A 15,640-nucleotide genomic window follows, 5' to 3' on the forward strand; every position below is an offset into this window, starting at 1 on the left:
ACACAGTTTTTCTCTCTTCACTTTTCTTCCGGCTCAGTTGAAGTAATTATGTACCTCACCAATGATGGCATATCTCAAATGCCTGTTATCTTCATTGTCTGTATTGAAATCAAAATCACTAAAGATGTCTTTGCAAGCTTCTATGAGGTTGACGATCTCGTAGGTAAGCGTTCCATTTTCCTTCAGCCGCTTATAATCCTGTGGAAATTCTTCTTCTAAAACAGAAAGGAGATACAAGTAGCGGGATGGTTTCAGGCCTGCTGTCAGTTCTTCGAGTGCTGTTTCTTCGATGATATAAAGCGGTTTGCCTTCTTCCAGCAGTTGCATTACCTGCGGCATGATACCACTGACTTTTTCCTCCAGGTATTGCGTAACACCTTGCTGCTCCTGCAGGCGAAGCATCAGTTCGGGATTATTATGGACGATATAGGTCCATAGCTTTTCCATTAACCTGTTTTGCATGATCGTCTGTTTATACGCCGAAAAATGATTTAATGACCGTTGCTACCACAACAAGAAAAATGCAACTGCCGAACCATGCTGCCGCCACTTTGCCGGTATCCTGGTCGCCTGCATTCCATTTCTGGTACACTTTGACTGCGCCTATCAATCCTAACAGTGCACCAACGGCATACATCAGGTTGGTGCCTGCATCAAAATAACTGCGTACCTTGCTGTTGGCTTCGTTGATGCCTTCGATACCATCCTGAGCATAACCCTCCAGGCGCATGGTTACAATGACCAGCAAAGCGATAAGGCGGTATATCTTTTCCCTATTTCTTTTCCTCGTTTTCCAGCTCCTCATTTTCATAACACGTTTATTAAGATTTTAAATTCAGTTCTTTTAAAAAACGAAGCGGCTTCGCCATCACACTACCCGCTCTTCTTTCACCATTTGCCCTTACGCACCGGGACGGACGGGGAAGCTCAGCTCCGTTGACAGGCTGCTACACGGCTTCCTTCCATAACAATTCCGCTTCTTCCTCTCTTAGTGTAACGGCGCCATATTTTTGACATTCGCTTATGATCAGTTCGTTTATGGACGAGCGCAAAGGGGAATACCGGAGGGAAGGATATTCTTTAAGCACCAGGCCCAGGTATTGCTTCAACTCCTGTGGTATCAGCTTCCTGCGAGAAGCACCGGCTATCACTGTTTTAAGGCGTTCAATAAGCTGTTCTACCTCGTCAAACTCATTATCGGTTGTACCTGTGAAGCTGCTATTTATGTCAATATCCGGCTCTACAAATTCCCTTTGGTTGTTGCCAATACTATTTCGCGCAATTCTGAATTTTATTTTTTGTTTCCCCGAAAGAAGATTTTTTATTTCTGCTGAATAATACCGTAAGCTTATAAACAGGTAATACATTGCTAAACCTATGGCAACGGTAACTATGTAGTCATTCCATGAGATATTCCTTATCATATTCCTCATTTTTATTTTATATTTTTTAATCCAGGTATTTAAAACCGTTCGTTATTTATTATTCCGGGAGCAAAAAAACAACGATAAGGAAGACGTTTCAAGTCCAACTTTTTGTTGTACCCAAAGTTGTACCCCTGTACCCCTTGATACTTAATTACAAATGGGAGGGATAACAACTGAATTATTTTTAAACTAATTTGTTGGGGCCAAGTAATAAATGAGATACAAAAGTTTCAGTATGTAAGAATCAAGTAATAAAACAGGATGGCTCATCCATTTATAGCAATTTTGAACCGCACAATTGCCTATACAAAGACTACTATGGAAGTGATCTTGCAAGCCAGGCTTGCTTATAAAGCTGTTGTAAATGCCGTACTCAACGAGTTGTCTAATGCCCCCATACACCGATATGAAATTCTTTATTATCAACAGAAATTTAAACGTTGTTGTAACGAACCATCTGTAAAAAAACGTCTGTGTCGATAAACCACTTAATGAAATTCGTTTTGTTATTTGCGTTGGTTTGCAACATCAACCTGGTATTTGGACAACAAAATGTTGCTGATAAAAAATTTTCAGCTCCGGAATTAAAACAAGATATAGCCTTTTTAAAGCAACAGATATTTAATGTTCATACCAATCCTTATAGTGAATTAACTCCTGGTAATTAATAAAAAAAGTATTTGATTTCATTAATGCAAGCATCAAAGATTCATTAAGCCTTATTCAGCTCTTAAACTGATAAAGCCGGTTGTTTCTTATCTGTCAGACGAACATTCAGCAATTACATTGCCGGAACGACAACTGTCATTATTAAATGATAGTGCTGTTTTTCTTCCTTTTGCGATTAGAGAGCTGGGGAGTAGTTATGTTGTTGATACTGTTTTTGAAAACGATACAGATTTGAAACCAGGAGATGTGATAATATCTGTGAACCAGATACCGCTTCCACAAGCAATAGCAAATTGCGAACCTTATACTACACCCCTTTAATAAATGTAAATGAAAGCAATTCCGTTATAGCGATATGAAGACTTAATATTCCCTTATCTTCTTAATGATTTGTTGAAGTGTTTGAATCACAAGTTCTTTATCGCGAAGTTCAGCAGCATAAGATTTGCTTCTCATGCTGTCATATGATATATCCTCATGGCCCGGCGTTGATAAATGGGGTACGATACTTTTAAACACGCTGTTTAACGATCGTGCCACTATAATTTTTATTTCGTCCGCCGCTCTCAATACCAATGCTATCTGGTCAACAGATAATTTGACCAGCAGTTTTTCTGCAATCTTATGCTTCATATTTCTTTTGTCTGAATTTACAGCTTCCTTTAATAGGCTGCCTGAATATTGTATTTGTTTTCTAGTATAGGAAATTTCTTGCTTGAGCCAGGTGGCCACCTGTGTATGCAAGCTGGCATCGCATGCATTAAACACTGCGCCAGGCTTTCTATTAACCTGCCTGAAGGCTTTAAAATAAAGGAGCAGGTTACTCATTTTTTCTTCAGGTTTTTCTATGTTGTTTAAAAGGTCGGCTAATTGCTTGCAAAGAATATGAATGTAAGGCCTGCTGTTAAAGTTCAGTCGGATAAGTAATTCATCAAGTGGTGTATAAATAGCGGGTTCATGAACAGTTTTAACTTTTTTCAGATCAATGCACAAATCCTTAATATAAAGCAGTTCCTTGAATGTATAAGTATGCTCAACGTCAGCATAACTTAAGAATTTCTCCAATTCATTTTTTACTATACCGAATGCCGGTTGAGATGATAAATACGGTTCACTGGCCAGAACCTCCAGCCTTCCGGCAAGCGCTTTTTTTTGAGCGATTAAATAAGTAAAGGGAACCTGTTCATCCTTACTCAGGTAACGGTTGAACCTGCGCTCAATTAAGGCAAGCAGTTCATCCATACAGGCGATAGTTGTATTAAATACCTGTTTTAGGGGTTTATGCTTTGAGATGCGTGACCGGTTTTCAAATGCATGCTCCAATAAGTTAACAAGGCTTGAATGATATTTATTGATGGAGCTCTTGATTTTTACATCATCATCTAGGTTAAAGACTTGGGTTTTAATAGCTTCTTCAACCTTATTCTTTTCCTCTATGACAAGCCTTTCCAATTTTGCAATATCTTCCGGTGAAGCAATTACATGTTTCGGATTTACCGGGTTTAATGTAACCGTAATCAGGTTGTCCAGCCATTCCAGTGCATAACCTTCTCCCATAATCCTTCTTTTTGCATGGCAACAAGTACCGCAAAACAAAATGATAACAGTAGGAACAAATGTTTGATATTCCCAATAACAATGATGTAAAACTACAACAGCAATAAAGGGGTATCATGTATAAAATCGGACAGAAATAAAGATTCTTTGTCAAATAATTTACAGCATCAGGCAGCATCTTTTTTTAAGGCATAAAAAGATGCCCTGGTCATTCCTAAATAGGAGGCCAGCATGCTGTCTGTAATTCGTTTATCGGTAAGCATCCAGGGGTAAAGTTGTGTAAGCAGTAAGTAACGCATTTTTGCAGGCTGCAGCAATAAAGAAACATGTTGTTCTGATAAGCTGTAATAGTGTTCCAATATTTTCCGGCCATTGATGTTGAACTCGAAGTGTGTATTATACAGCTCCTGAAGTTCTGCATAATAAATATAGTATAAGGTGGCCTGTGAAACCGAACGTATAGCAAGCATGCTGGGCGTTTGTGCAAAGAAGCTTCTTGCCGAAATAATAACTTCGTTTTCCCTGTTATACCATAAGCATACTTCTTTAGCACCGGACTCAAAATATACTTTAAGCAGGCCGGTTTCAATAAAAGCAATCTTATCGCATACGGCATCTTGCTGCAGCCATACCTGGTTCTTACGCAACTGTTTTTTACGCAGTACCTTGCTTAAATATTGTTGCGTTTCCGGTGTTATTGAATAGATATTATTTAAAAACTTTAATAACTCCAGCATATTGTGTCAGAATTTATATCTTCTCAGAAACTTTATTACTACTAACGCTATGATCGCAATAAACAAGAATAAGGTAAGCAGTGGCAGTACATCCTTGAATGCATACATATTCATAAAATGCTCCGAAGAAAAAAAGAATACTAAAAGAGAAATAACCATTAGCGTAACGCCGATAAATTGTATAGTTATTGCGTTTTTCTTATTGATAAGACTCACTAAGGTTACTACGATGCCTGCTATACCGATGATAGCATAAATATATCCTTCCTGCACGGCATGATAGAGGAAGAAACCATAAGGCCCACCGAAGTTAGCACTACCAACAATGATGATGCAAAAGCTTATGATCTGTATGATGGGATGGGATAGTAATTGAGTAAGTTTCATGTATCAGCGTTTAGTTATTAATTACATGGGCCGTGACTGGTGCCGCCATAACCTTTTACGCCTGGCATTTCCACACCGGAAACACCTTCGGAAGCCATCTGATTTAACTCCATATACAAGCCCTGCGGCGTATTACTGCCTATGGTTCCGTTAGGGTAACCGGGTATTTGATATTTAGGTATATATAAATCTCCCCCTGCTGCATTAAAAATGTCCAATGCAAAATCTGTACAATTGAAGGTAGCAATATTGTAGTTATAGCTGCTATAGGTTTGCACAGCATTTAGTGCTGCCTGAAATTGCGTATTGCTCACTGAAATTGTATATCGTGCATTGTACTCATGATTTGCATTGTCAACCATCTTGGACGGGACGAAGTAATCATTAATTGATTTCCACCCGGTGTTAGGATAGAAGCCTATGTTTTGTTGGATTAGTCCTGCTGCACTATTCTTATAAAGTTCTATATAAGTGTGCCCGGGCGTGGCATTTGACCAATTAAAAAACCTTGAAGGGTCCCCGTTCACGGGAATATCAGTTGCAATTGTAATTGTATAAGTAGCACCGGGTTCCTGCACTGAACCAAAACAATCAAGATACTTCTTAATGTCGATGGCCTTTGCGTTTTCTGCAAATTCATAATCAATTTGCATGGTTGGGATTGAGCCGCTGCCACCACCGGCGGGGCCGGATGCTCCGTACGTGTAGGAAGTTCCAATACCGCCACTGTTCAATCCCAACATACCATCATAAAAGTACCAGTAAGTAGGAACAGGTTCATAATCGGTATAACCAACTACAACAACATCTGGTAGTATCTGCTCGCCTGCAGGCCCTTCTTCTTCCATCATCGAGCTAATATCTCCTGAACTTGCAATTGCGCTTTGATTGCTGCTATAGTTCTTGCGATTGCCGTTTTTGAGATAAATAGTTTTTTCCCTAGTCAATGAACTGACTTTAACTCGCACATTATTTGTTAGCGAATCCATACTGCTATTCCATTGCATATTTATAATTTTCGCTTTCATAATAGCACCGGCATTAGTTGTTTTTAGAAGAATAAAATCTTGCGATATATTCTTTTTATAAAATCCGAGCCTGATAAAATAATTGCCTGATACAGGGTCTTCGCTTGAATACATTTTATTAAAGTCAATGGCGGCAAAATCCTGCGCGCTTAAACTATCCTTTAAAGACTGTTTAATTCTGGCTGAATGATCAGGTTCTTTGGTATGGGCATCTTCCTGATTATTGATTGATAGCTCTTGTTTTGTACAGGATGCTATGATGCCTGTTAACGCTAAAAAGAGGATTAGGTTTTTCATCTAACTGGTATTTAGATTAACAAAAGGCTTAATCAACTTTATTGATCAATGAATGGGCTTGGTATTGCCTCATAAGATCAAAGTACAATTGTTGTATGAAAAATGAATATTGGAGTTTAAACGCCAACCAATATCATGCTGGTTTTAAAAACATTACTATGAATGCGGGAGAAATAAGTATGTGGCTGGTACTTTTTTAATTTTTCAGAATGTAAAGCTTTGTGACATCATTTATCGTCACAAAGCTTTACAGAGTTTAGATTAAGAAGAAAGAATTATTATCTGTTTAAAAACAAACAATAATGGCTTGGTTTTCTATGCTAAACATTGAAAGAGAATAATGGCTTTTATTGCTCTTTCACAAACTTCAAATCCGTTGTATTAATGCCTGATACGAGCTCAAGATAATACACACCTTCTGGCAGGTTCTCTACATTCAGCTTATATGAAGAGGTTTGTTTAACCGTTGCCTTTGCAACAATATTGCCCTGCCTGTTTGATACCTGCAAACTATAGCTGGCGGATGCATCCAATCCTTTTATATATAGCATGCCTTGAACAGGATTCGGAGAAACAGAGATAGCAGATGCTTCATTTATGGTTACAGCAACAACATTGGTTGTTTCTATATTGCCTGATGGGTTTACCTGCTGTACGCGATAATAATTAGTGCCAGGCAAAGGATTATTGTCTGTAAAGGATTGTGTTTTACTATTTGTTCCTGTAGTGCTGCTAACAACCCTGCCTATATTTACCCATGTGCCTGTAGTTTGAATGGTATTATAAGCAGTGGCACGTTGCACTACATAATGATCTCTACCATTTAATTCTGTGTTCTGCCAGTTTAAGGTTATACTGTTATTGCGGTTGCGCCACCACTTAAGTATTTTCTGAATCTTTTTGGCAATAGGTGTGCTGCCGTTGTTGTAACGGGCCAAGGCAAGGTTGTAGTATGGCTGTGGGCCACCCTCTGGGATCAGCATATTGCCTGCAACTACAATTTTACCATCAGTTTGCAGACTTAAAGAAGCGGCGTATTGATAATATCCAAAATCGGTTAAAGTTTTTCCCCCGTCCCCAAATGCGGTATTTAAATTACCATCTTTATTAAACTGTGCAACCGAAAACATTTGCCTGGCGTCGTCTTCAGGTAAAGGGCGTGCAAAACCGCATGCGGTAATTTTTCCGTCCTGTTGCAGTGCTACATCATTTGAACCACTATTATACGCATCAAAATTAGCAAGCGCTATACCGTTATTGCCAAAGCTGCTGTCATAAAAGCCATTGGGGTTAAACCGCACCACGCACATACTTGATGTGGTTATACCGGCAGGCGCCACGCGGCCAGATGCGAGTATTTTTCCATCTGGCTGCAGGGCAAGCGAATAAAGCACATCGGTGCTGTTGTTATAATCTATAATGCGTTTGCCATTATAACCAAAACTGCTGTCAAGTGTGCCATCTGTTTTAAAACGGGCTATTAAAAAATTGGCTGAAGAATTTCTGTCAGTAAAATAACTGCCGCCTACTATTATCTTTCCATCGGGCTGTAATACAAGGCAGTTAATATTGTCAACGCCCGACAAATACACATTTGATATGCCATTTACACCAAATGTATTGTCTAAACTACCATCGGGCATATACCGCAATACAGTGGTATTCTGTGATTGATCGCTGCCCGCCTGCACTATCCTGCCATCTTCCATTACGCCCATGCCCCTTGCAGTTACACCATGTCCAACGGAAAAATTAACGCCAACAAGCCCGTTTTTACCAAAAGAAAGATCGGGGCTACCATCGGGTAGATATTGTGCTAATATAGGAGAAGGATACCCCAGCTTTAGCCCTCCTCCATAACCCCCCGCAAGTATTTTTCCACTTTTTAATAAAACAAGATTGTAAATGCCAGAAAGGCTTATAAAATCTTCACCCGGAGGGTCAGGCCAGGGGCTTTTCAATATCCCTTTTTCACCAAAACTTTCATCAATTTTTCCATCCGGCAGGTACCTGGCAATAGCAAATGCATCCATAGTATCATCGGTAAGGGTCGTTTCGCCAGCTATTAAAATTTTCCCATCGCTTTGAATTGCTGTTGCCCGCACTATGCCAAAGCCATAGTTCAAAACTTTTCCGCTGTCATTAAATGTGTTGTCTAATGTTCCCGGCTGCGCTTTTATTGTGTTTTCAACAATTAAAGCGGCCACAATGAGTAAAAAGAATTTCATATTGTATAGTTTAAAAAATTAAAAAAATTATGCAGTTTATGGCAATGGTTAAATAATTATTCGTCACCGGGATCTAAAAAAAACTGCCCATCGCAGTTATTCGTATTGGAGCAGGCTGCGTTCTGGTTGGCCACCTGGCATAAATGCCGTTTGTCTTCACATTCTATAAATGCCGTAGTGCCGGTGTAATGATTGGCAGCATCCTGGTAATGCAATATCAACTGGAAAAAATTAGCGGCCCTCGCGGCAATGTATTTATAAGTATCTGCCCTGTTTGCAGCGCCGGTGCCAAAATTACTTGCATAGCTGCTTCCATTACTGTCAAGCCCATGCTTCATCTGGCAATCAACAAATATCAAAGTGGCAATGCCGGCATTTTTTAAAACGGTATATATTTTTTGGGAACCCATTGAATAAATATCCGGGTTGCCATTTATATCAGGATTTACTGTGTAAGCAACCCCTGTACCTGGGCACGCCCCAACACAATGCGTTTCTGAATGAATGCTGATATTGGTGGGAATATTGTAAGGGCTGTACACAGCATTGGCTGGTGCATAAAACAATGCCGTGGTATCAATCGGCAATGTAGAATCTTTTAGCCCGTGAAAAGAAATTACAGGCGGTTTATAACCATCATTATTCCTGAAGAATGCACCCGGGTTGCTTTTGAAAGATTTATGTATAAACACATTGCCCCAATTGTTTAAAACGCCTTTTATAAAACGCCTGTAATCTAAAGTATCGTTATACACATCATTTGCTTTGGCAGTATCAGGGTCATAAAAATCGGCGTTTATGGAGGCGCCTAAAGCTGTTCTTACACCAGGCAGTATACTGTCAATTTTGCTTTGCCTATAATAATAAGCACACATCATGGCGGTTATACTACCGGCACTGCTGCCACCGAGAAAAACATTGTTGGTATCTATCCTGTAAGGGTCGCCGGTAACATTGGCGCCTAAATTAATTTGCCGCTGTATTATACAGCGTATAGCGCCCCTGGCATCCTGCTGCGCCCGGTAAATTGCCAATGGCCCTTGCGCGGTTATATAATCTTCATCATTATAATTGCCTCGCCTGTATTCTACATCAAAAGCTACAAAACCTTTTTTGGCAAACTCCTGGCAAATGGTAATTGCATCGTCGCCATTGCCGAGGCCGGTGCAGTCTTCAAAACCGCCACCATGAAACATAATTACCGCCGGCAATGCACAGGTTGTATAATTTACATCTGTTGGATAAAACACCCTGTAAAAAAGGTCTGTGGGTGCGCAATTGCAAGTGGTGCTTGTTGGCGAAGTGCCGCAGCCGAACTTATAGCGCACATCGCTGAATGTGGAAGGCATGCCTGTTTGTTTGCCGTAATTAATAATGATGATATTGTTACTGCCATTAATGGCATGCGGGCTTAAATTCATGTCTTTTTCACAATTAAATGGATCAGCACAAGGCTGGGCAACGGAACTATAAAAAATTAGTAATAGCAGTGGCAGCAGGGTGGTTTTCATAAAGCTGGTAGTTAAAAATCGTAAGTAATAAAGCTAATAAAAATTCACAATAAAAAGAAAATACAGCAATCCTGATTGAAATTATTAGCTGTGTTGTATTTGATGCGTTTATTCCTACACTTGCAAGGTCATAGTTGCAAAAACCTTCAGGCCAGGAAGGCAGATAATAATTAGAAAAAGTCTTGTGCTTTAATAATGCACCCGCACCAATTAATAAGCAGGTACTTTTAAGGAATTGTTTTCGTGATTGCAACATAAGCGCTAGGATTAAAGTTGATTGCAACAGTTAGTAACATAAAGCTATTGAAATAAAATATACCTATCCAATAATTTTTTGTCTAAGGCGAATAAGCCCCACTCCTGGCATGTTGAAAAATACCAGAGGTAAAATATTTCCGCGTTCTTCTTTGTTTTGAATTACCAGCCGCAGGCGTTGTCTAGCAACAGATTAATTGTAAAACTTAAATCATCAATATCTCTTCAATCTTTAAGCGCAATATTCATTTATGAATAATTTATTCATTGTATCAATAAATATAACCCCGGCTTTATTTTTGAAAGCAGATAATCTGTTTCAATCGAAGGCGCCGTTACTTTCACGGACTAACAAACTACTTTAAGACCCTGTCATGCAAAGAAAATCCAATGAGGAAAACATATATGAAAACCTGCTCGCTGCCGGCTTTACCAAAAGCGAGATAGATTCAACGCTTTATAAATTTCTGCAAGCAGAAATTGAACAAAGAAAAACATACAGAAAGCTTTCAACCGCTGGTAAAGTGTTGTGGCATATAAGAAAACTCCCGTTATGGATCAGGCATTTCTACTCGCTCTTAAAACAGAGTTGTTAAGGCGTTGGCTTTTCTGAATATCTAAGTCGTGCGTATGCTCAAATTATTTATCACAAAAGCAGCACAAAGTTAGCTGAGTTGAAAACAGGGAAAGTAGAAACAATCCCTGTATCGTCTAAACAAGAAAAACCAAGCTACCATGAAGCCTTAATCACTGCTACTTCCATGTTTCTTTCTGTTTCCTCTAAAGCAAGGCCATATTTTGACAAGAAACCATTCCATTGCTGTACGTTATAACTGTATATGTCAAATGGAAAATCGAAACTTATGTTTTTGGTTAGCCCTGTTGCATCAATTACAGGTGCAGGCAACATATAATTCAGCATGTCAATAAACCGGGAGAGCGGCTGGTTGTGCATATACTTATGCAGTGACGTTCTTTCTATATCTGTTGCTGCGCTGTCTGCTTTTAGAGAAACGGTATCTCCATTACCAACCTTTTTTAACACATAACATTTCAAGTTTCTTTCCTCATTAAAAGCGATAGCATGAAATGTTCGTTGAAGATCCTGTCGCATATATGTTTTTACCTCAACAGGTGAAGCAGGCACTATCACTTCATAACAATAGCTGTTTTTATTATCTTTCTCTGCGTCCTGATGCAGCATAAATCCGGATGAATCTTTTACCTCGATTATGGTTCTGTTGGCAGGATATTTCAGCACCTCGGGGTAAGCCAGCTGGTACAGCGTGAGCAGGGGATAATTGATTACGTAAAATCTTTTAGCCTTTCCCTCATTCAGCTCCTGGCTGCCTATAAAGGCAGGGATGCCATCTTTATAAGGTGTAATGATTGACCTGTATATAAAATTGCTGCCATCACCACCATTACCATCTACAAACAAAGGTGTATTCTTGTCGAAGCCCCAATCATTCTTTACCGGGAAACGGATTTTTTCTCCTGCCAGCAGGGCCTGAATGCTTTCCGGTGTAACGGCCCATGAGTAAGTTGAGCCAATAATAAGGCCCTTTTCATTAATCACAATAACATGCGGTACGGTTTCGTGAGGGAACAAATGGTTTAGCATGGTATCGTGTAATGGCATCGGCACGGTAAGCGTTAAGCCGGTGCGTTGTTTTACCCTTGTCAAAACCTGCTTCACCCGCTCGTCAGGATCATCCTCAGCAGGATAGGGGTTTACCAGCAAAACCTGTATCCTGTCTTTAAACTTATCCTGCAAAGCCTGCATTTTAGGGAAAGCTTCTATACAGGAGCCACAATAGGTGCTCCACATATCAAGAATTATAAGCTTGCCTTTAAAGTCTGAAAGCCTGGCTGTTTTAGAAGGATAATTAAGCATTTGCCTGAAGGTGAAATCAACAACCGTATCACCAACATTTAAAGGATGAATGGTTTTACCTGTTTTATTTTGGGCATCAGCAAATTTTACTGTCAGGCAAAACAGTAATAAGAGAAAGTATTTCATGTGTAATTCCTTTTTTAAATAGTTTTACACTGCACTATTTTCAGGAATTACATTAAAGAAGTGTTGCAAAAATGAAAGCTATTACCTGAATAAAAAATGCACGCCTGAATAATATATTCACGACTGCTTTATGAAAGAAATATAAACCTATGAACACTCCTCCAGATGTAAATTCAGAGCTAAATTTTGTACGGAATATCATGCGCGATGCCATTGGTGTTATGAAGCTGTTTCCGGAAGGTTTTTATAAAACAAACAGCAACAGGCCGGAAATAGAAACTTCGTTAGTGATGTTTACCCCTAGTGTAAAAAAAATTTTGGCGGATAATAAAATACAGGCATGGCTAAAACAAGTCATGGAGTCTTTCCCAAAAGGTTTTCAGCCTGTATTCATTCAGAGTAGCAACATCATAGCCCAAGTACTTGATTCTTTTTCCGGCGATAGTTTGCCCACTTTAATGGAACTAAGTTTCCGGGATGAAAAAGCTTTTATGCTTTTGAATAGCTTAATGCAACTTCGGTCTGAAAGAAAAGACAGCGGAGATAAGCAGGAGGGTTTTGAGTTAGCTTTACAATATGAACTTTACAGGCGGCAGGTAGCAGCAGGATCGCCTTACGGGCAATTGTTAACTACCCTTTTGGGCAGGGATGCCCTGTTATGGTTAAGAGCTGCCAGCAAGGATGGTTATGGAAAAATGCAGCCGCATGAATTTTCCCGCAGTGGCTGGATTGACATCTGGACAATAAAAAACCAGATAGATATTGAAAAGGAATTTCTGGAAATACCTCCGCAGTACGATCACTTATCGAAAATAGTAGTTGCCTTATCATGGACGCTGGCGGCCCTGGCATCTTTTATTCCTCCCGACATATTTTTAGGGGAAGCATTGCCGACAATTACCTCGTTGCGCGACGGGAGATTAACTGTCACTAAAGGACAATATACAGTAGGTGCTTTTCATCCGGAGTCGATGTTGAAACTGGTTCAGATTTTAGCGGAGGGCCTTGTTAACCCGCTTTTATCTGCCGCAGACCTGATGTGGGTTGCCGTTAGTTTAGCTCATCTCCACGAGGTTAAAACATCTGTAACACGCACTGCAATATTGAATGAAGGGCGGTTTAATATATTTCTTAGCCACAGGGGCCTGGATGCCAAACTGGTGTTATCTGAAAGTGTGCGGCAACTGCATGCCGAACACGGGGTTTTCCTGGATTGTTTAACGCTGCCACATGGCGTAATTAACCGGTCTTTTGTTTTTGGTTCTTTAGCTAAATCAGATAAGGTATTGATAATTGAAACAGAAAATTTTTATCATTCTGACTGGTGCAGAAAGGAAGCCTGGTTTGCTGATGCCCTAGCTTCGATAGGAGCGGCCAAAGTTGAACGGATAAACCTGGATTCAGCCAAAGAGCGAATTGCAATTGAAGGGCCATTATCGCGCAGGAAGCCGCAGGACTATGCACTCAATTATCCTGTTACCGGCCGGGTGCTCAGGGATATAGACGATTGGACCAGGGAGCCGAATATGAACAGCCTGAAAGCATCCGGTTACCCTATCCATTTTTTGCTGGAACTGGAGAACGTATGTAAAGGTGGAACAAGAGAGGAAGATAAAGGCTGGATTGAAGCAACCGCGGGCACAATTTTACAAACATTGAAAAATGTTATTCAGCAATGTCCGGAAGGCGATCCCTTTGATGTGTGGTCTGCTGCACTGCAGCTTTGTTTTGCGGTGTTTGGTATTGGAGCTTATGCAAGGTCTAAAGTAGAAGTACGGCAAAGTATTGATGAAATGAATGCGGCCTTAAAAAAAATCATCGCGGCTGATTTGCATAAGCATGCTATGTTTAAAGAAAACGGACAACATTATCTCGCACTTATTGCAGCGGCCGCTGTACTGAGTTTAACGGGGTTTACTTTAAACAATAACATCCTGCCGTTAGTACAAAAAACTTTACATAGTGTAGCAAGGTTACAGGATGGCTTGCTGTTAGCTGATGCGCGTAACCCTGGGCCAAAACGGGATTTCCAGCTTCAGTTTATAGTAAAGCTGATCAATAATAATATTGGCAGTGTGGGCATTGTACAAAATGCTGACGCGCCGGTACATCAGCAGCAGGTGGATGGCTTTCCCCTGGAAATTCTGCCCTGTGTTACACTTTACCCGGGCATGAAAGACCCGTTTACTGTTAGTGCCTAAATATATTAGCTCCTTTACTAGAACTCCTTATAAAGCTAATGCCCCTAAATCCATGTGTGCAGTAGGAGTTCCATAAATGGCAGTTAATTGAATTATTATAATCAATTATATGATTTTTTCTTAAATTGCCAATAATTTTAGTGAAATATTGACAGATATAAAAACTCTTGCCCCTTATTTGTAAAAAAATTTCAATCAAATAACCCGTACACTATGGTTAGTTTCCCTCACATCTCGGTAAATAAATTAGGAGAATATGTTTATGCCACTCCGGCTAAAAAACGCAGTATTCTTAAAACCATGAAATACCCCAGCAGCTTCAAGCTGGGCCGGTATCCTGAACCTCAAAGTGCTTTTATTCATTTTATGGCAGATGAAAAACATGATATTGGTATTTTCGAAAAAAAGAAACAACAGGTTGCCGGCAAAAAAATTACATCTGATTGGGTGAAAACAAATATACCCTGTTGCCTCGAAGCGTTAGATCACCTCATTAATTGCTCAAGCACCTTGCTCGTTCCTTATCTGCGCTTTAATGCAGAAAAAGGCTTGCCTCCGCAAAACCAAAACACGACAATTCAAAATGTAATAGTACATATTAAACCGGAAGTTGTTTTACTGGATGCCAAAACAAAAGAAATTAAAGGCGCTATTAAACTGGTGCTTTCAAAAACGAGGCATATTGATTTGCCTGAAGCAAATATTATTGCAGCCAGCATTAAAAACCATCTTGAATCGCTTTATAAAATAAAATTGAAACCGGAAAATTGTATAGTAATAGATGTATTTCATCGTCGAAAATATACTGCTCCCAAATTCATACAAACTGCAAAGATGCAAATAAAGCTTGCCTGTAACGAAATTCTAACTGCCTGGCCAACGATAACTGATTAAGACTATTAAGAAACTGCTATACTACAAAAATGCTAATCAATTTTAAAGTAATAAGTAGGTAATAGTATTATAAAATAATTTATAATCAAACTGTAGAAGCTGCTTATTTTTTTAATAAAATAGAATAAAATGAATACAGACATTATTAATGCACTCAAAAATTTAAATGTAATTGAACTTCATTATGAAGGTAAATTAAGAGTTGTTGAACCGCATCGTTATGGTAAAACAACAGCTGGAAATGAGTGCCTTCGCGCTTATCAAATAGGAGGGTATAGCTCTTCTGGAAAATTGGGTTGGAAAATGTATGACTTAGAAAAAATTAGTGATATCATTATTTCAGACCAAACTTTTGATGGGCCTCGTGAAGATTATAAACATGGCGATAAAAATATGCCAACTATATATGCAGAACTCTAAACTTAC

The 15,640-nt window shown here is 39.4% G+C and carries 12 protein-coding genes; 3 read left to right on the forward strand and 9 right to left on the reverse strand.

Annotation, left to right across the window (positions count from 1 at the left end; all coding sequences use genetic code 11):
* Nucleotides 1–33: 33 nt before the first annotated feature.
* The 9 genes from BM015_RS13990 to BM015_RS14045 all read right to left on the reverse strand — a co-directional run bounded on the left by BM015_RS13990 (nucleotide 34) and on the right by BM015_RS14045 (nucleotide 12,119).
* On the reverse strand, nucleotides 34–462 hold the full coding sequence (locus BM015_RS13990) for a DUF1896 family protein (protein WP_090659570.1): 429 nt from the start codon (nucleotides 460–462) through the stop codon (nucleotides 34–36).
* A gap of 10 nt (nucleotides 463–472) precedes the next feature.
* Nucleotides 473–811, reverse strand: coding sequence for a DUF4134 domain-containing protein (locus BM015_RS13995; RefSeq protein WP_090659573.1), 339 nt, complete (start codon nucleotides 809–811; stop codon nucleotides 473–475).
* Nucleotides 812–947: 136 nt separating this feature from the next.
* A complete protein-coding gene (locus BM015_RS14000) occupies nucleotides 948–1,424 on the reverse strand; it encodes a hypothetical protein (protein WP_090659576.1) in 477 nt (158 codons plus the stop codon).
* Nucleotides 1,425–2,459: 1,035 nt separating this feature from the next.
* Entirely contained in the window at nucleotides 2,460–3,653 is a 1,194-nt protein-coding gene (locus BM015_RS14005) for a hypothetical protein (RefSeq protein WP_090659579.1), read from the reverse strand.
* 167 nt (nucleotides 3,654–3,820) lie between these two features.
* On the reverse strand, nucleotides 3,821–4,390 hold the full coding sequence (locus BM015_RS14010) for a Crp/Fnr family transcriptional regulator (RefSeq protein WP_090659582.1): 570 nt from the start codon (nucleotides 4,388–4,390) through the stop codon (nucleotides 3,821–3,823).
* A 404-nt stretch (nucleotides 4,391–4,794) separates the two neighbouring features.
* Nucleotides 4,795–6,102 (reverse strand): hypothetical protein, encoded by a 1,308-nt coding sequence (locus tag BM015_RS14020; RefSeq protein ID WP_090659589.1) that lies wholly within the window; start codon nucleotides 6,100–6,102, stop codon nucleotides 4,795–4,797.
* A 347-nt stretch (nucleotides 6,103–6,449) separates the two neighbouring features.
* Nucleotides 6,450–8,330 (reverse strand): T9SS type A sorting domain-containing protein, encoded by a 1,881-nt coding sequence (locus BM015_RS14025; protein WP_090659591.1) that lies wholly within the window; start codon nucleotides 8,328–8,330, stop codon nucleotides 6,450–6,452.
* Between the two features lie 56 nt (nucleotides 8,331–8,386).
* On the reverse strand, nucleotides 8,387–9,841 hold the full coding sequence (locus BM015_RS14030; protein WP_143075869.1) for an alpha/beta hydrolase: 1,455 nt from the start codon (nucleotides 9,839–9,841) through the stop codon (nucleotides 8,387–8,389).
* 985 nt (nucleotides 9,842–10,826) lie between these two features.
* Nucleotides 10,827–12,119 carry a DUF3738 domain-containing protein gene (locus BM015_RS14045; protein ID WP_090659606.1) on the reverse strand — a complete coding sequence of 431 codons (1,293 nt, stop codon included), beginning with the start codon at nucleotides 12,117–12,119 and terminating at the stop codon, nucleotides 10,827–10,829.
* Nucleotides 12,120–12,268: 149 nt separating this feature from the next.
* Between BM015_RS14045 and BM015_RS14050 the strand changes: the two genes are divergently transcribed.
* From BM015_RS14050 to BM015_RS14060, 3 genes are all read left to right on the forward strand, one after another.
* Entirely contained in the window at nucleotides 12,269–14,320 is a 2,052-nt protein-coding gene (locus BM015_RS14050) for a TIR domain-containing protein (protein ID WP_143075870.1), read from the forward strand.
* 213 nt (nucleotides 14,321–14,533) lie between these two features.
* Entirely contained in the window at nucleotides 14,534–15,214 is a 681-nt protein-coding gene (locus BM015_RS14055) for a hypothetical protein (RefSeq protein ID WP_143075871.1), read from the forward strand.
* A gap of 129 nt (nucleotides 15,215–15,343) precedes the next feature.
* Nucleotides 15,344–15,634, forward strand: coding sequence for a WYL domain-containing protein (locus BM015_RS14060; protein ID WP_090659615.1), 291 nt, complete (start codon nucleotides 15,344–15,346; stop codon nucleotides 15,632–15,634).
* Nucleotides 15,635–15,640 lie beyond the last annotated feature (6 nt).

The sequence above is a fragment of the Parafilimonas terrae genome, assembly GCF_900115755.1.
Taxonomy (GTDB): domain Bacteria; phylum Bacteroidota; class Bacteroidia; order Chitinophagales; family Chitinophagaceae; genus Parafilimonas; species Parafilimonas terrae.